Raw genomic sequence first — 17705 nt, 5'->3', positions numbered from 1 at the left:
AAATGTCTTCTCTAGCAGGTAAAATTGCCTTAGTGACAGGTGCAAGTCGTGGTATTGGAAAAGCGATTGCCGAGGATCTGATAGCTAAAGGTGCTACTGTAATCGGCACGGCGACCAGCGAAAATGGTGCAAAAGCTATTTCTCAGTTCATCGGTGCTAATGGTGTTGGGAAAGTACTTAATGTGACTGATGACGAGTCAATGAGTGATTTATTAACGCAGATCAATGCCGAATTCGGAGTTATTGATATATTGGTTAATAATGCGGGCATCACACGCGATAACCTGTTGATGCGTATGAAGGACGACGAGTGGAACGACATCATTCAAACTAATCTGACGTCGGTATTTAAGTTATCAAAAGCCGTATTACGCGGCATGATGAAGAAAAAGCATGGACGGATTGTGAATATTGGGTCGGTTGTTGGTTCGTCAGGTAATGCAGGTCAAGCGAACTATGCAGCTGCAAAAGCTGCCGTTATTGGTTTCTCTAAATCGATGGCGCGTGAAATTGCTTCTCGTGGGATTACTGTCAATGTTGTTGCGCCAGGCTTCATTGATACCGACATGACGAAAGGTTTAAATGATGACCAAAAAGAGGCAATTTTCAAAGATATACCAGCCAACAGACTAGGCGCACCTGAAGAAATTGCCGCAACTGTTGGATTTTTGGTCAGTAATGAGGCAGGATATATCACTGGTGAAACCATTCATGTGAATGGTGGAATGTATATGTCATAAATGCTTATTACCTGTTTTATATAGATAAAATAGGTAATAGTGATGGTTTGAGGCTGTTTAGTTCTCGAATCGTAGTGTAAAATTGTGGTTTGACCACCACGATTTAAGCGGGAATATCTTGCAAGCAGCTGGGTAGGGAAATAAACTACTGCAGAAATTTTTATAAGGTACGTAAAGGAAACCTGAAATTATGAGTAACATTGAAGAACGCGTAAAAAAAATCATCGTTGAGCAACTAGGCGTAAAAGAAGAAGAAGTAAAATCTGAAGCCTCTTTTGTAGATGATTTAGGTGCAGATTCTTTAGACACCGTTGAGCTAGTAATGGCTTTGGAAGAAGAGTTTGATACAGAAATCCCAGACGAAGAAGCAGAGAAAATTACTACTGTTCAGTCGGCTGTTGACTATATCAACGCTAATAAAGACGCGTAAGATACATTTATGAAAAACGGCTCTATATGAGCCGTTTTTTCATTTCTGGACCTAAATATTTGTATGGAGGCTATGGTGGCTAAACGTCGCGTGGTAGTTACAGGGCTTGGAATGCTATCCCCACTTGGTAATGATGTTGACTCTACTTGGGCCAATATTTTAGCAGGAAAGAGCGGTATTTCTGATATTACACGTTTCGATGCTTCAGCGTTTTCAACGCGCTTTGCTGGTGAAGTTGACAACTTTGATCCCGAAGCATTTATTCCTCGAAAAGAAACGAAAAAAATGGACCGCTTTATTCAATTTGGAATAGTCGCAGGGCTTCAAGCTTTGCGAGATGCCAACATTAATATAGCTGAGTTAGATGCTGACAGAATTGGCGTGTCTATTGGCTCAGGTATTGGTGGTTTAGAGCTGATTGAAGAAAATCATTCAAAGCTTATTAATAGCGGCCCGCGCAGAGTATCACCCTTCTTTGTGCCCTCGACCATTACAAATATGATTTCTGGCTTTATTTCCATTATGGAAGGCTTGAAAGGCCCTAATTTAAATGTTGTTACGGCTTGCACCACTGGTGTTCACAATATCGGAATAGCCGCGAGAACAATTGCTTATGGCGACGCCGATGGTATGTTAGCCGGCGGTGCTGAAGCCGCCATAACGCCCCTATCTATTGCAGGTTTTGGCGCTGCTAGAGCATTATCAACAAATAACGATTCTCCACAGCAAGCGAGTCGACCATGGGATAAAGCCCGCGATGGCTTTGTGATGGGCGAGGGCGCAGGAGTAGTCATGCTTGAAGAATATGAGCATGCAAAGGCACGCGGGGCTAAAATTTACGCTGAGCTCGTTGGTTTTGGCATGAGCGGTGATGCTTACCACATGACCTCTCCACCTGAGAATGGAGAAGGGGCAGCCAACGCAATGAAAAATGCCTTAAAGGATGCTAAGGTTGCACCTGCCGATGTCGGGTATGTGAATGCTCATGGCACATCAACGCCAGCAGGTGATGTTGCAGAAGTCAGCGCTGTAAAGTCAATTTTTGGTGATGCGGCAAAACGCGTTAAAGTGAGTTCAACTAAGTCAATGACTGGGCATTTACTTGGCGCAGCGGGCTCGGTAGAAGCCATATTTACGATACTTGCCTTACGTGATGAAATAGCACCACCCACGATTAATTTAGATGAACCAAGTGACGGTTGCGACCTAGACTTCGTTGCTCATACTGCGGCATCTTTTAAAGAAGACTACGCCTTATGTAACTCGTTTGGCTTCGGAGGAACAAATGGTTCTTTGTTGTTCAAAAAATGGAAGCAAAGTTAAAGCGACATACATGACAAGCTCGACCGGTTTGATATTTTCATGAAGGGTCATTTGCGAGGTAATTATAAAGCCACTTTTAGTGGCTTTTTTTATGTAAGAATTTACACTATGACTATGAGAATTATATTAATAAGTTTCTTCAAGCCTACATGAGCAAACTGTTACCTTACATAAGCCAAAAGCAACCAACTAGTGACGATCGCTCGTTCAATTATGGTGATGGTTGCTTTACCACAATGCTAAAGATGGGCGAATTTATATCCCTGAAAAGCTTTCATGCTCGTAGGCTATTCAACGATAGCCAACGTTTAGGTATTTTTAATTCAACGCTAAACATAGCGCTAACAGACTTTTTATTGCTTATTGAACACATAGAGGCTCACAATATAGGTGCTATTCCAACTAACGAATTATCAAGAAAGGTTGTAAAAATTTCTATTTCGCGAGGCGAAGGTGGCAGAGGTTATACACCCGATAAAAACAGTAATCCGATCATTTTTGTTAGTACTCATACATTGGCTACCCCAGTACCTGAAGGCCTAAATATTGCGCTTTGTACAAGTGTTGAATTAGCAGAGCAACCGCTTCTAGCGGGCATTAAGCACAAAAATAGATTAGAGCAGGTGCTTGCTAAGCTTGAACTGAAAGACTACCCGAAGATAGACGATTTGCTGCTCAGTAGCACGAGTGGTTGTCTTATTGAGTGTACCGCGTCAAATATCTTCCTAAAAAGAGGTGATACTTGGTACACTCCTGATTTAAGTACCTGTGGTGTTGCGGGTGTAATGCGTGAATTTGTTTTGCATTATATGGAGACATCAGGCATCGCTTATCAAATCGCAAGGGTAACACAAGACGACCTATCATCTGTGTCAGAGGCGTTTTGTTGTAATGCATTACTTGGCATATCGCCGATCAAAACTATTGAGCTTGGCAAAGATAGTCTGACGCTTAACTATGCTGCCACCATCGTCATGAAGGGAATAATCAATAATGCTCTGCAACAAGAAGTTATTAATTATCGCTCGGAGCAAAAATGAATAGTAAACGGGTATATTCAATCGGAGTGTTTCTCCTTGTAGGATTTGTTGGTCTCATCTTGGCATTTCAGTATGTAGCTGAGTATGGTGAAAATACAATATTGGACAAAACCTTGACTGGTTTTGAGATCGAGAAGGGTAGCTCTGCGAATGCAGTGCTCAGCAGCCTTGAACAACAAGGCCTTATCAATCGTCCGCTTGTAGCAAAATTATGGTTAAAACTGCACCCCGAATATATTGCTGTCAAGAAAGGCTTCTATTCCTTCGAATCAGGCTCAAGTTTAAGTAACATAATGAGGGATATCAGCACTGCAAAGGTTAAGCAGTTTTCGATTTCATTGATTGAAGGATTAACTTTTAAACAATGGATGCAAACACTGCAAGGCAACCCAAACATCATATCTGATATCGTTGAAGCACAAGAGATAAAGGCGCTTTATGAGCGTTTGGTAAACATTAACAGCTTTTGTAAAAACACCTATAGTTCGCTTGAGGGCTGCTTGTTAGCAGATACCTATTTTTTTGAAAAAAACACAAAAGCGTCGATGATTCTTGAACGTGCCTATTTAGCAATGGCCGATAAACTTGAACGGATATGGTCAAAACGCTTCTTGGATACGGCGTACAAAACGCCTTATGAACTGCTTATAATGGCATCGATTATAGAGAAAGAGACTGCGGTAGAAAGTGAAAGAGGCATTATCTCAGGAGTTTTCGATAACCGCTTGGCTAAAAATATGCGTTTGCAAACAGATCCAACGGTCATTTACGGCATTAAAGACTTTGATGGTAATATAACGCGTAAGCATTTAAGAGAGAAAACCCCTTATAACACCTATGTTATCAGGGGCTTACCTATTACTCCTATTGCAATGGCTGGTGAAGCATCATTACTAGCTGCGGCGCAACCGGAATTGACTGACGCAATCTATTTTGTTGCTAAAGGCGACGGCACTCATCACTTTTCAGAAACGCTCAGTGAGCACAACGCTGCGGTTCGAAAATATCAACTAAAAAAAGGGAAATAATGAGCCCATCATTTATTGTTATTGAAGGCTTAGAAGGCGCAGGTAAGAGCTCTGCTATTTCACAATTAACATCTTTTATTGCGAATAAAGGGCACGACGTTATTTGTACTCGTGAACCTGGTGGTACCCCTATGTCAGAAGCAATTAGGGAATGCGTAAAACATGATTGGAATGAGAGAGTGACTGAAGAAACCGAGCTACTACTGATGTACGCAGCCAGAAGTCAGCTTGTAGAAAATGTTATCAAGCCAGCACTTGAAAGTGGTACGTGGGTGATTGGTGATAGACATGATTGGTCAACCATTGCTTATCAAGGCGGTGGGAGAGGAATACAATTAGAAAAACTAGGGGCACTCAGGTCGATGACATTGGGTAATTTTACTCCGGATTTGAGTATATACTTAGATGTTGAACCAAGCATTGGTCTTCAAAGAGCTAGAGGGCGCGGAGAGCTTGATCGAATTGAGCTTGCCGGTCTTGGATTTTTCGAGCGTGCAAGAACTTCCTATAAAGAGTTAGTGGCAACACATTCGAATGCCATTGAGATAAATGCGATGCAAACCATGGATAAAGTGCAGTCTGATTTAATTGAGAAGTTGAATGAGTGGTATGCGCGCACACAGGCAGATATTAAAGTAGGTATGGGCTAATGTATCCGTGGTTATCGACAACTTTTTCAGGCTTAGTTAAGCGCTTTGAAGAAGGCCAACTGCATCATGGTTTGCTATTTATGGGCCCAGGTAAACTTGGCAAAACAGAACTGTGTCAATCTCTTGCAGCAAAGCTCTTGTGTAGCAGTGGCTCAAACCAACAAAGTGGTTTTTTAGATCCTGTAAATAATGATGAGGCGTGCGGAAATTGTAAGTCTTGTCAATTAATTGCTGCTAAATCTCATCCAGATCTTAATATAGTGCTTAGTGAAAAGTCTCAAATAGGCATTGACTTGATTCGTTCTGCGATTAGTAAATTAACCCAAACTTCTCAACTAGGTGGCAATAAAGTACTGGTGATCCCAAACATAGAGTTAATGTCTGAATCGGCGAGTAATTCCCTACTTAAAACTCTTGAAGAGCCAACGCAAAATACCTATTTATTATTAACCTCCAACGAGCCTCAAAAGCTATTAGCTACAGTACTTAGCCGTTGTGAAAAAATTGCCATTACTCATCCACGTTATGAAGAAAGTGTTGCGTGGTTGAAGAGTAAAGGTGCGCTTATCGCTACTGAAGACGAACTTCAGGCCTGTGGTCATTCACCTTTGCGCTATCTTGAACAGCTAAATAATGAGGACAGCCTCACATACCAAGACTTTATCACTGATATAAGCGCACTTGAGTCTCGCGCTAGCGACAGTTTGCGAGTAGCGCAAAAATGGAAAGAGGATTCACCACGTGCCTTGCAATGGCTAGGGCAGTACTTTATGCGCAAGTATAAAGATAGCAGTGATGAAATGGATTATAAGAGCTACATCGACTGTATTGAAAAAAGTAAGCTAATGGGCCATCTTGGCCTAAACAAAGTGGTGCTGATAGAGGCGCTGTTCTCTCGAGTTTAATATTAATAGTAGGGTAATTCATTGTTTGTAGATTCTCATTGTCATTTAGACCGTTTAAAGAAAACTGATAACGAGTTACTTCAGGTTGTCGGTAAAGCGCAAGATAGAAAAGTAGAGCATATGCTATGTGTGGCTGTGTCTGTTAAAGAGTTTGAATCGATGCGCAAGGCAGTAGCAGGCTTCGATAATGTTTCTTTATCTTGCGGCGTGCATCCTCTGCATAATGAAGATGTGACAGATTATGACACCTTATTAGAGCACGCTAAGCGAGATGATGTAGTCGCGGTGGGCGAGACCGGTTTAGATTATTTTTATAGTGCGGAAACAAAAGACATACAAAAAAATTCTTTCATAGACCACATTAAAGTCGCAAATGAAGTGAATAAGCCGCTTATTATACACACTAGAGATGCTCGCGAGGATACCATTTCGTTACTCAAACAATATAAGAATGAAACAACGAATGGGGTATTGCATTGCTTCACAGAGTCACTGGAAATGGCAAAGGAAGCTATTTCACTGGGTTTTTACATCAGTATTTCGGGCATTGTCACTTTTGCTTCGGCAAAAGAGCTTCAGGAAACTGTGAAGCTCTTGCCTTTAGAGCGCTTGCTAATTGAAACTGACAGCCCTTGGCTGGCGCCTGTGCCTCATCGCGGAAAGGAAAATGAGCCAGCGAATGTCGTTGATGTGGCTTACTTCATATCAGAGTTAAAAGGAATATCGGTTAGTGAACTAGCAAAAGCTACCACTGATAACTTTTACAAGCTCTTCTCTCAAGTTAAGCGAGTTTAGTAAGTGCTTTGTTAAGTCAAAAAATGATAAGAAGGTAAAACTGATGAACCAACAAATATTTCCCAGTTGGCGGCAGCGTTTGGTGAGAAGCCTTCATGTAAATCGAAGTCAAGCACAGTCAAAGTATTATCAAGTCGCTTCCTGCAGTGTTTCAGGTAAACCTAGCAATCGGACTATGGTGTTTCGAGGCTTTGCCAACGGTACTGATAATTTACTCTCAGTTACCGACAAAAGAAGTAAGAAGATAAGTGATTGGACGAACGATAGATTTTCAAATAAGCAATACGAGATATGTTGGTATTTCGCAAAAACCCGAGAACAATACCGAATTGCTGGTGAACTCACTTTAGTAGATAAATCAGTCACTGAAGTAGAATACCAAAAACTGTTAGAGCAAAGCTGGGCAAATTTGTCAGAAAATGCGCAATCGTCGTTCTTTGCGGAGGCGCCTGGAACGCCGTTTGCTGAGACAAAGCCGAGCCAAGACAATCAAAGAAATGATGTGAGAACTGCGTCAATAGACAGTAAAACCGACAAGAATATTAGCGAAAAGACAGAGCGTTTTATAAGTGATAATTTTGTGCTTGTCATTTTCAGGCCCTATGAAGTCGATTATTTAAATTTAAGAGAAACACCACACCTTCGAGTATCATCGGCTCTCTCAGACAATTGGGAGGAAACTCGAATCTTTTCTTAGGCAACAAAGCTTCTTGCTCATTAAGCGAGTTGACGTTGTTGTAAATTATTAAACTCTTCAATACTTCCTATGAATACAAGCTCGGTTCCGCTGAAGCTTGCCATTTGCAGAAGTCTTTCAATTTGACTTAACGATAAATATTCAGTCGTATGGATAAGTGCGCAGTTTTTCGAAAACAATAAGCGCTCGATAATATCGAAGGCCGTGTGCTTAATGTCAGGTCTAACGTGCAATATTGCCTGTGTAGTTGATAGCATTTTTGAGCTAGTAGACACTAGTGCCGTCCAGCGTTTTGAAGTGTTTGGTAGGGCAAGAGTTGTATTTTCGGGGCTGTGAATTGAAGCGCTATCAGTCAATCGGTTTTTCGAATATTTGCTGAGAAAGTGTTGTTTGTGTAAATTCATAAAGCACCTGAGCTGTTGGTATATCCATGTTGTATGGATATACAGTAGTACTGTATAAATAAACATGCAAGCTTTATTTTATAATTTTCTTAATTTTTCTCTCTTCATAAAAAGCAATATGCCGGCAATAACCAAATAAATCACGGGTTCGTACCACCCCGACTTAATGAGCCATAGGTAATGAAAACCCGCAAGTAACACTGCAAGATAAGAGAGTTTGTGAAGTGAAAACCATTTTCGCCCCATACTTTTTTTAATCCAAGAAAGTGACGTAATACTCAGTAAGCCCAATATAAGCAATGCCACGAAACCAATTGTTATATACGGGCGTTTAATTATTTCGCTAACTAACATGTTGAATTCAAACTGTAATTCAAACGCAATATAGACGGTGAAATGTGCAAAGGCATAGAAAGCTGAATAAAGTCCGATAGGGCGACGGAGCTTCATTAGTTGAGCAAATTTGAAATGCTGTGCAAGAAGGCTCACCGACAAACTTGCAACAAGTAGGTTCAATGCGCCAATACCTGTGAAATCAAGCAGATATTGCACTGGATCGCCTCCAAGCTCGTCTTGAAGGCCAAGATAAAAAATCACACTTAACCAAATTGTAGGCGCAAGGTGGACTGCTAAATGGCAAGCAATAAAGAGATAGCGAGGCACTCGAATAGGCTTACGTGGCGACATTAACAACATCATCTTGCTAATAAAATTTCTTCAAATTCATGCCTTTATATAGCCGTGCAACGTCATCGTAACCGTTAAAAGGAAGCGTATCGATCCTATTTTGCGCTAACAGGCCACCCGTTGTAATACGTCTTTCTCGAGCTTGCGACCAACGCGGATGATCCACAGCCGGATTAACGTTTGCATAAAAGCCGTATTCATTAGGTGCTAATATATTCCATGTCGTTGGCGGCATTTTGTCGGTTAAGGTAATTTTGACAATTGACTTTATGCTCTTGAAACCATATTTCCAAGGCACGACCAAGCGCACAGGTGCGCCGTTTTGTGGCGGTAGTGTGTTGCCATACATACCAACACTTAACATCGTTAGCTTGTGCATTGCTTCATCTATTCTTAGGCCTTCTACATATGGATAGTCGACGCCACCACCTACAAATCGATTTCTTTGGCCAGGCATTTGCTTCGGATCGTAGAGCGTTTCAAAAGCAACATATTTCGCGGAACTCAATGGTTGTACTTTTTTAAGTAGGCTAGCGAGTGAAAAGCCAATCCACGGAATCACCATCGACCACGCTTCAACACACCGTAACCTATAAATACGCTCTTCTAGTTCGAATGAAGAATACAGATCATCTAAGCCGAGGGTAATAGGCTTTTCCACCAGGCCACCTATACTTAGTGACCAAGGGTCAACGTTGAACTCCTGCGCATTTTTTACCGGATCGCTTTTACCAGTGCCAAATTCGAAGAAGTTATTATAGCTTGTTGCTTTCTCTACAGGTGTTTGTTTCTGAGTATCGTCAGTTTGCTTGCTAAAGGTGAGTGCTTTGGTTTTAAAAATGACTTCGTCGTCGCTTGAAAACCAATCAAGTGGCCCTGCATTTGCCGCAGAGCTAGCAAGAAGGGATCCTGCTCCAAAGTAGCCCATTTTCTTGAGTAGCTCTCTGCGCTGCCTGTAAACGGATTCATCAGTTACTTGGTTTTCTGTCTCTTGTCGTGCGTTTTTAAACTTAAATATCATTTTAGGGCCTTCACGTTTTTGTATAAGACCCTAAACTATAAATAAATCTTTCAATTTAAGGTGTTAAAGAGTCTGTAACAGCATTAGATTTGGGCAAAAACAAATGATTGTATAAGCGCGTTGCATATTCGTCCGTCATTCCTGAAATGTAGTCGGCAATTACCCGATGTTGTGCAAACTTATCACTGGTTGGATCTTGACCGGCCAGCTTCCATCTTGCGGAAGTGTTGCTGGGTAATAGACGCTCAGGCTCAGAATAAAAAGCTTCAAACAACTCCATCACAATCTGTTGTCCTTTATACTCCAATAACTGCAATTCGGGTTTTCTGATAACGAAGTTGTAAACAAAAAGTTTGAATAATCCAAGGGCTTTTGCATATGAAGCAGGGAAGGTAACATTATAATCGAGTATATCGTTATCAAACAAACCCAGCTTTTCAATACTTATGGAAGTGATAAATACATTGACTAAAGCTCCAATGGCATTTTTCCGTTGGTAGGGTAAACCGCTGAACAGTCTGTCTGTATATTCGTCGACTTTATTTGATAAACCATTGATACCTAGCGTTTTAATATGGCTAACCACTTCCGCTTCAAAAGAGCTACGCGTAACCATATGCATGACAATCGCGTCTTCTAGATCGTGAATAGCATAGGCGATGTCGTCGGCCAACTCCATAATAGAGCAATCGATCGACTTATAACGTGTTCTATTGTGGCTATTAACCACAGCATCATATGCTGAAAATTGTACTTTGTCTTTACTGCTTAAGGGTTGCATTACCCAGTCAAACGCGTCTTTATCGCAGCTAAATAGTCCCTTTGGAGGATGCCAGTGCTTAGACTTAACTAAGCGATGACTGTGTGGTTTAGAGATTTCTAAATCTGGGTTCTTTAGGGTGTCGATGTAATTAGGGTACTTTATAAGCCCTAGTAAGGTACGACGAGCCAAGTTCATGCCATCGTTTTCTGAATAGGTTTCAAGTTTGGTAAGAATACGAAAGGTTTGCCCGTTTCCTTCAAAGCCACCGAATTCGCTCATCATGTAATGCAAAGCGACCTCACCACCATGACCAAAAGGTGGGTGACCTATATCATGTGCAAGGCAGAGGCTTTCAATAAGGTGTTCGTCAATAGCCAGGTGTTTGGCTAACTCATTCTGTTTGATTGAAATTTGCGCTGCGATACCGGTGCCGATCTGCGCCGCTTCAAGAGAATGGGTCAGGCGAGTTCGGTAGAAATCACTGATACCAATACCCAACACTTGTGTTTTCGCCTGCAGACGCCGAAACGCAGCAGAGTGCATAACTCTAGCTTTATCTCTCTGAAATGCAGAGCGATGGTCGCCATCACGCTTAACACCTCGTTGATGTCTTCTGCTTGTCCAATCGCTACTGTTGGTCAATAGTAATCTCTTTATAGTGCAAACAACGAAATCTGATGGTTGTCGTCATTAGGAATCCGATTCAAGAATAGATAAAACAACGCCTTGATTTTCTTTACCACCCACGTAGGGACCAATACTGACACTAAGTTCTTTACCGTCATAATTGATGTTACGTTGGAAACCTTCACCCTTCAAATTAGCTTTCTTGACCAAGTCCTGCATGTCTTCCATTTTGAATTTTAATGACAAATCTTCAAATGGGCGGTTGAGATCGAAATCCATAATATTAATGAATTTACGAATAGGGCGAGTGTAGCGACGAATATTGAGATCGGAGTCTAAAAACAGAACTGCCATATCAGTCGCATTCAGTAAGTTCTCTAGGTCGTTATTGGTGTCGGTTAACTCGAGAATTTTTTGTTGATACTCGCTGTTTACCGTGTAAAGTTCTTCGTTTACTGACTGCAGTTCTTCGTTGGTTGATTGCAGTTCTTCATTCGCTGCCATGAGCTCTTCGTTACTCGATTGTAATTCTTCACTGGTAGAATCGAGGTCCTCTAAAGCTTCTCTGTACATGCGCTGACACTCTACATACGCGGTCTCAAGCTCAATAATACGCTGTTGAGTTTGTTCTTCAGGGGTGTACACCTTCATGTTAGATTCAGATGATTTATCGATTTCTTTTACAAAACTTAGGGAGAGCAAGCGGTCTGGTTCGTCTTCCTCGCTAAAGCTGTGACACTCTATTGCCCATTGTTGTTTCGTTTCTTCATCTTCGAAAACTCTTTCAAGGACGACATTTTCTTGTCCTCTCAAACACTCATGAGCACCTGATAAAACGCTACTGCATAGTTCTTTGCGAATGATTTCAGCAATATCGTTGGTAACTTCCCCTTGTTTTAGTTTCTGCGTGAACAGCGATGTGTCGCCATAGGTGTAGATGACCTGCAACTTGCTATTGAGAATGAAAGTTGGGGGAATATAGCGCTCTTGCAAAACCGATAAACCAAAAGACTGTCCTTTAGGTTTGTGCATCTTTTTATTAACACGCTCAACAAACTGAGGAATCGATTTCAATTCATAGCCCGAGCGCCTTAAACCTTGCCCTGATATTGTCGATATCGGAATACGGATATCTTGAGTTTTCTGATAAATACGTTTTTGCGAATTCACCGGCGGGAAATAGTTTGCAAACTTACCTGGCGATTCACTGCTGCCAAGTATCATGAAGCCATTCTTTTTGAGTGAAAAGTGGAAAAATGCCATGGCTTTTTGTTGCGCAGGTTGCTGCAGATAAATTAGGCAGTTTCTGCAACTAACAATATCCATATTAGAAAATGGCGGATCTTGAATAACGTTGTGCGTTGCGAACACAACTAAGCTTCGAAGTTCTTTATTAACTTGATATTCGCCGTCGGCCATTTGATTAAAGTAGCTTGAAAGCAGCGTATGCGGTACTTCATCAGAGATACTATTGGGATAAATACCATTGCCGGCATAGCTTATCGAGCTTTGGTCTATGTCGCTGGCAAATACTTTCACTTTGCGAGCTAAGCCCAGCTCTTTAATTGTTTGATCAAATAACATCGCCATGGTGTAAGCTTCTTCACCTGTTGAGCAACCTGCACACCAAATACGAATGGTGTCGTTAGGGTCACGTTCTATGACCATGGGGCGAATAATGTCTTCTTTAAGTACTTCCCAAGTTTCTTTGTCTCTGAAAAAACGCGTCACGCCTATTAATAAATCTTGTTTAACAAGTTCTATCTCTGATTCGTTTTCTCGCAAATACTCCCAGTAATCGTTGAGTGAGACTTTATTATTAATGCTCATTCGGTGCTTGATTCGACGGGATACCGTTGATTCTTTATAAGCTTTAAAATCAAGCCCTGTTAGATCCTGTATAAGAATTAGAATTTTACGTAATACATCTGTGTTCTGAGATAAGTGATATTTGAAGGTTTCTGACTCTGCCGTTGCGAGTGGGTGAGACACGAAGTTTTTGATGTACTCGGGCATCTCTTCAGTTTTCAAAACGAAATCGACCGCACCGGTATTAATTGCATTTTGCGGCATACCATTAAACTGTGCTTCGGATGGATCTTGAGCAATGACCATGGCGCCATATTCTTTTAATGCAACAATTCCACGACAACCATCAGAACCAGTACCCGATAGTATGATACCAATAACGGCAAGCTCTGCATCGTGCGCAAGATTGCTGAATATTGCGTTAATGGGTAAATTGATTCGATTTTCTTTGGGGAGGTCAGTGAGCTTTATTTTTCCGTTGACCACTCTCAGCAAAGTACCCGCGGGAACAAGGTAAACCTTATTCTTCTCGATGGTGTCGCCTTCCTCAGCTTGAACAATGGGCATGTTAGTGTATTTTTTTAAGAGTTGGTCCATCATGCTCTTAAAGTCAGGCGATAAATGTTGAATAACTACATAAGCACAGCCTAAATCATCATCCAAGGCGTTAAAAAAGTTCTCCAAGGCCTCGAGACCGCCTGCCGATACACCCAGTGCGACTAAGTGACTTGGGCTACTATCGACAAGGTCAGTTTGTGCTTCTGGTTTATCACTCATGTTTTGTTCTCTTATTATTAGTTATGATTGCATCAATACTTTGTAAAAGGCATCGAATTTCAAAGGCTTAATTATAATATGCGATATACCAGCGTTAAAGTATAGCTTTTGTTCATTTAGGTCTACTTCTTTGCTTATCAACATAATTTTTATAGCAGGCTGATCGCTACGTAGTTTATTACAAATGTACATAGTATCAAGTAAAGGAAGTTCTGCATCTAACAAGACAAATTCGATTTGTTTTTGTTGACGAAAACGTCGAATAAGCGCGGGGCTATCAATGTCGAAAAATACACTGGCATCAGTCGGACTTAGTAGTTGCGACAGGGTGTTGTTAAGCCCCTTATTATCGGTGCCAACAAGAATCGCTTTTCCAGCCAAAGAAGGAATTATTTGCTTTAACGAAGACAAGGACGGATTGTTAAGGTGCTCAGCAACTATTGGTAATGGTAGCTCAATTTTGAAACAAGACCCTTCACCCAATCGAGATTTCAAGGAAATAGTGCCTCGCATATGAGCAGTCAGTCGTTTGACAATGGCTAAGCCCAGACCTGTGCCGCCATATCGCCTCGTTGTACTTTCGTCTTCTTGACGAAATGCATCAAAAATGGTGTCCTGAGCACTTTCTGCTATGCCTATTCCTGTGTCTTCTATAGATAAAGTGACATGCTGACTATCGCCTGATACCTTAACTAATATTTCGCCTTGAAAAGTGAATTTCACTGCATTTGAAATCAGGTTATCAATAATCTGATTGAATTTTACTGGGTCACCCAGGCGATTTTGACAGTGGCTCTTCTCCATTATTAATGTCAATGACACATCAGGTTTCAGATCGTTACGATGACTATTTACGCAGTCGCGAATGAGCTTTTCAATGTTGATGTCAACTTGCTCGACGTCTAGTTTAGTGCTGTCCATTCTTGCAAGATCGAGTACATCGTTCAATATATTGAGTAAGTCATGAGATGAGCTGTTGGCCATATCAATAACGCTTTTAAGCTCATCGTTGAAGTCGTAGCTTTGAAGAATTTGTATTGCTCCAATAACCGCATTCATCGGCGTTCGAACTTCGTGACTGACATTTGCTATAAATCGTTCGCGCGTTGCATTCGCTTCTTTTAGCAGTCGTTGATTTTGCTGTGCAAGAGCGGCTAATTCAACGACCTTGTTTTTGTTTTTTTCGGCATCAGTCACATCAATACACGTACCTACTATTCGATTGATTACATTAAGTTCATCAACAAAACACTGCCCCTTAACAGCGATGAACTTATCCTGTGTATTGCTCGCTGTAGTGCGAACAACAAGATCAATAGTATGCGCATCTTGTTTGCAGGAAATGCCAGCATTGAATTGTTCGATAAATACATCACGATACTCAACGCTGATTAAGTTGACCCAATCGTGGAACTTGATACTTTTTCTTCCTTGCGATGAGTCGAACAAGCGATACATTAGGTCATCCCAGAAAAGCTCGTTTTTGTTCAGGTTATAATCCCATGTGCCGGTTTGGGTATTTGCCAGGGCTAATTGAATGCGCTCTTGATAATAATGGTTTTTCTGTGCCGACTGAACGCTATCACTGATGTCTTGTATAATCGCAATTCTGTGGTTGATGCGAGTGCCAAGACTACCAAGATTACTGAGCTTATTATCATGGCTACTGCTTTGGCTTGGCTCTTCAAAAAATTCACAGCAATAACGCAGCCAACGTTGGTTACCACCTTGTGTATTGATTACTATCTTTAATTCGATAGGTTCGAGCTTTGTTTCACCTATTTCAATGCGAGTCCTGAGAAGCCGTTTAGTGTGTTCTGAAAAACAATCGAATTCCCATTCCTTAAGTGAGCTTGAGATGTCTCTCTCTATTTCCAAAATATCAAAGAGCTTCTGAGATAAGCATGTTTTACCAGTATCATAGTGATAAGTCAGACTGCCGGTACTTGTATATTTTTCAGTTAACGTATGCTGCTGAGAAGACTTTGGGTAAGATTGCAAGTGATTCATTCCCTTTAGACAGATGCACTTTCAGAGTTAGTATCAGTTCAAAGTAAGGATAATTCAAGCATAAATACTAGTCAGCTAACTGATCAACACTCACGAAACATTTATCCTTAAATATTGTTAAAAAATAATCAACCTCAGGATATTGCTCTTGATAACTCTTTAGCATTTTTTCTAGTCGAGCTTTAACATGTGAAAACTCTTCGTTTGAAAAACGTAATTCATCGCAAGCCTTTAAATATGCTGAAATGAGGTCTGCCGCCTTTACTAGAGCTTTATACTCAGCATCTACTTCTTTTTGCACAAGCAAAGGTTTAAATAAAGGTTGAAGCTCTTCGGGCAAGGTTTTTAGACATTCCATTTCTGCCATTTCTTCAATCTTTTTAAACTCTCTGGTTAGGTCAGGATTGTGATATTTAGTAACGTGATTTATGTCTTGAAGCTTGGTTTCAGATACCTCGTGATACAGCGCTATCGTTGCTGCCTTTTCAGCATTCAGCCTACCTTCAAAGTAGGTATTTCGTATTAGCGCCAGAAGGTGAGCTATTACTGCAACTTGATGGCTGTGCTCCGCCACATTTTCTTTCTTTACTGTATGCATTAGCGCCCATCGTTTGATGAGTGGCATACGCAAAATCCAAGCCAAAAAGGCACTGTTCATATTGTAAACTCTTTAAATTTGCTGATAGTGATTGAAGAAGTGCGCAAGTTGCCCTAATGCGGGTTCTAATTGCTCTTTATGAGGCAAGAACACCAAACGAAAGTAGCATCCGTCGGTGAGATTGAAAGCACTGCCGTGTACCAAGAGTATTTTTTCTTGATTGAGTAAGTCGAGCACCATTTTTACATCATCTTTTATAGAAAACTTTTTGGCATCTACACTGGCAAAACAGTACATTGCGCCCATAGGAGCAACACAATTAATCCCTTCGATTGCATTTAACTTTTTAACGCTCAAGTTGCGTTGAGTGAGCAGGCGACCATCGCCAGTTATTAGCTCGTTAATGCTTTGGTATCCGCCTAGGGCCGTTTGAATAGCGTGTTGGCACGGAACGTTTGCACACATACGCATAGATGAGAGTATGGTTAGACCTTCGATATAGCCCTTAGCTCTTGATTTATTGCCACTTACTAACATCCAACCAGCTCTAAACCCTGCTACACGATAGTTCTTACTGAGCCCACTGAAGGTGACGCAAAACAAATCGGGTGCGAGGGAGGCAATGCAGGTATGCTTGGCGCCGTCATACAATATTTTGTCATAGATCTCGTCGCTGTATATTATCAAGTCATATTTTCTAGCTAAGTTTGCTACAGCTTCAAGTAGTTCCTTGCTGTAGACTGCGCCAGTCGGATTGTTTGGGTTTATTAAAACAATGGCTTTGGTATTGCTAGTAATTTTAGCTTCCATGTCAAGCAGATCTGGGAACCATCCTGCATTCTCGTCACAGCGGTAATGCACAGCTGTGCCGGATGATAAATTGACTGCAGCAGTCCAGAGCGGATAGTCAGGGGCAGGCAGTAAGACCTCATCACCCGAGTTCAGAAGTGCTTGCATTGACAACATTATTAACTCACTAACGCCATTGCCTAAATAAATGTCTTTTACATTTATATTGCTAATGCCCATTTGCTGGTAATACTGCATTACCGCCACCCGGGCACTATAAATACCTTGTGCGTCGGTATATCCCTGCGCGCTTGGCAACTGGTAAATAACATCTTTAAGAATATCGTCGGGCGCTTCGAAACCGAAGGGGGCAGGGTTGCCAATATTAAGCTTGAGTATGCGCTCTCCTGCTTCTTCCATTTTTGTAGCTTGTTCAAGGATAGGACCGCGGATATCGTAATATACGTTTGCGAGTTTATTGGAGCGATTAACTGTAGACATTGAATAACTTAGGGAGCATAGATAAGAGACTTGTAGAATAATACACCCAGCTAGCGCTGTTAAGTGCTTTGTTACATTTTTTTAGTGGCTATATGCATATCAATGAACGTA

The 17705-nt window shown here is 41.2% G+C and carries 17 protein-coding genes; 9 read left to right on the top strand and 8 right to left on the bottom strand.

Annotated features, from left to right (window positions below; translation table 11 throughout):
- Positions 1-2: 2 nt before the first annotated feature.
- The 9 genes from fabG (at position 3) to ISG33_RS05765 (ending at position 7608) form a co-directional block, all read left to right on the top strand.
- Positions 3-740 (top strand): 3-oxoacyl-ACP reductase FabG, encoded by a 738-nt coding sequence (gene fabG / locus ISG33_RS05805; protein ID WP_195732559.1) that lies wholly within the window; start codon positions 3-5, stop codon positions 738-740.
- 190 nt (positions 741-930) lie between these two features.
- Positions 931-1170, top strand: a complete 240-nt coding sequence (gene acpP / locus ISG33_RS05800; protein WP_075609221.1) for an acyl carrier protein — start codon at positions 931-933, stop codon at positions 1168-1170.
- Between the two features lie 75 nt (positions 1171-1245).
- Positions 1246-2493 carry a beta-ketoacyl-ACP synthase II gene (fabF, locus tag ISG33_RS05795; RefSeq protein WP_195733052.1) on the top strand — a complete coding sequence of 416 codons (1248 nt, stop codon included), beginning with the start codon at positions 1246-1248 and terminating at the stop codon, positions 2491-2493.
- A gap of 149 nt (positions 2494-2642) precedes the next feature.
- A complete protein-coding gene (gene pabC, locus ISG33_RS05790; RefSeq protein WP_195732558.1) occupies positions 2643-3533 on the top strand; it encodes an aminodeoxychorismate lyase in 891 nt (296 codons plus the stop codon).
- A complete protein-coding gene (gene mltG / locus ISG33_RS05785; protein WP_195732557.1) occupies positions 3530-4561 on the top strand; it encodes an endolytic transglycosylase MltG in 1032 nt (343 codons plus the stop codon). Before pabC ends, mltG begins: the two co-directional genes overlap by 4 nt.
- Entirely contained in the window at positions 4561-5211 is a 651-nt protein-coding gene (tmk, locus tag ISG33_RS05780; RefSeq protein ID WP_195732556.1) for a dTMP kinase, read from the top strand. Before mltG ends, tmk begins: the two co-directional genes overlap by 1 nt.
- Positions 5211-6116, top strand: a complete 906-nt coding sequence (locus tag ISG33_RS05775) for a DNA polymerase III subunit (protein ID WP_195732555.1) — start codon at positions 5211-5213, stop codon at positions 6114-6116. The genes tmk and ISG33_RS05775 overlap by 1 nt, the downstream gene beginning before the upstream one ends.
- Positions 6117-6137: 21 nt before the next feature.
- The gene (locus ISG33_RS05770; protein ID WP_195732554.1) at positions 6138-6911 is read left to right on the top strand and encodes a TatD family hydrolase; all 774 of its coding nucleotides are present in this window, start codon (positions 6138-6140) and stop codon (positions 6909-6911) included.
- A 43-nt stretch (positions 6912-6954) separates the two neighbouring features.
- Complete coding sequence (locus tag ISG33_RS05765; protein ID WP_195732553.1) at positions 6955-7608, top strand: pyridoxamine 5'-phosphate oxidase; 654 nt, start codon at positions 6955-6957, stop codon at positions 7606-7608.
- 20 nt (positions 7609-7628) lie between these two features.
- Here ISG33_RS05765 and ISG33_RS05760 read toward each other — a convergent pair whose 3' ends face one another.
- The 8 genes from ISG33_RS05760 to ISG33_RS05725 all read right to left on the bottom strand — a co-directional run bounded on the left by ISG33_RS05760 (position 7629) and on the right by ISG33_RS05725 (position 17594).
- Complete coding sequence (locus ISG33_RS05760; protein WP_195732552.1) at positions 7629-8012, bottom strand: hypothetical protein; 384 nt, start codon at positions 8010-8012, stop codon at positions 7629-7631.
- A 78-nt stretch (positions 8013-8090) separates the two neighbouring features.
- On the bottom strand, positions 8091-8699 hold the full coding sequence (gene msrQ / locus ISG33_RS05755) for a protein-methionine-sulfoxide reductase heme-binding subunit MsrQ (protein ID WP_195732551.1): 609 nt from the start codon (positions 8697-8699) through the stop codon (positions 8091-8093).
- Positions 8700-8715: 16 nt separating this feature from the next.
- Positions 8716-9720: a protein-methionine-sulfoxide reductase catalytic subunit MsrP gene (gene msrP, locus ISG33_RS05750; RefSeq protein ID WP_195732550.1), complete on the bottom strand. Its 1005-nt coding sequence runs from the start codon at positions 9718-9720 to the stop codon at positions 8716-8718.
- A gap of 55 nt (positions 9721-9775) precedes the next feature.
- Positions 9776-11125, bottom strand: a complete 1350-nt coding sequence (locus ISG33_RS05745) for an anti-phage deoxyguanosine triphosphatase (protein WP_195732549.1) — start codon at positions 11123-11125, stop codon at positions 9776-9778.
- A 48-nt stretch (positions 11126-11173) separates the two neighbouring features.
- Entirely contained in the window at positions 11174-13696 is a 2523-nt protein-coding gene (locus ISG33_RS05740; protein WP_195732548.1) for a CheR family methyltransferase, read from the bottom strand.
- A 21-nt stretch (positions 13697-13717) separates the two neighbouring features.
- The gene (locus tag ISG33_RS05735) at positions 13718-15697 is read right to left on the bottom strand and encodes a PAS domain-containing hybrid sensor histidine kinase/response regulator (protein ID WP_195732547.1); all 1980 of its coding nucleotides are present in this window, start codon (positions 15695-15697) and stop codon (positions 13718-13720) included.
- Positions 15698-15773: 76 nt separating this feature from the next.
- Positions 15774-16364: a 5'-deoxynucleotidase gene (gene yfbR / locus ISG33_RS05730; RefSeq protein ID WP_195732546.1), complete on the bottom strand. Its 591-nt coding sequence runs from the start codon at positions 16362-16364 to the stop codon at positions 15774-15776.
- A gap of 12 nt (positions 16365-16376) precedes the next feature.
- A complete protein-coding gene (locus tag ISG33_RS05725; RefSeq protein ID WP_195732545.1) occupies positions 16377-17594 on the bottom strand; it encodes a pyridoxal phosphate-dependent aminotransferase in 1218 nt (405 codons plus the stop codon).
- Positions 17595-17705: the final 111 nt, after the last annotated feature.

This window comes from Marinibium conchae, from assembly GCF_015595035.1.
In the GTDB taxonomy this organism is placed as follows: Bacteria; Pseudomonadota; Gammaproteobacteria; order Enterobacterales; family Alteromonadaceae; genus Glaciecola.
Note: the sequence above shows the minus strand (reverse complement) of the source record. Positions and strands in the feature narration are given on the sequence as shown.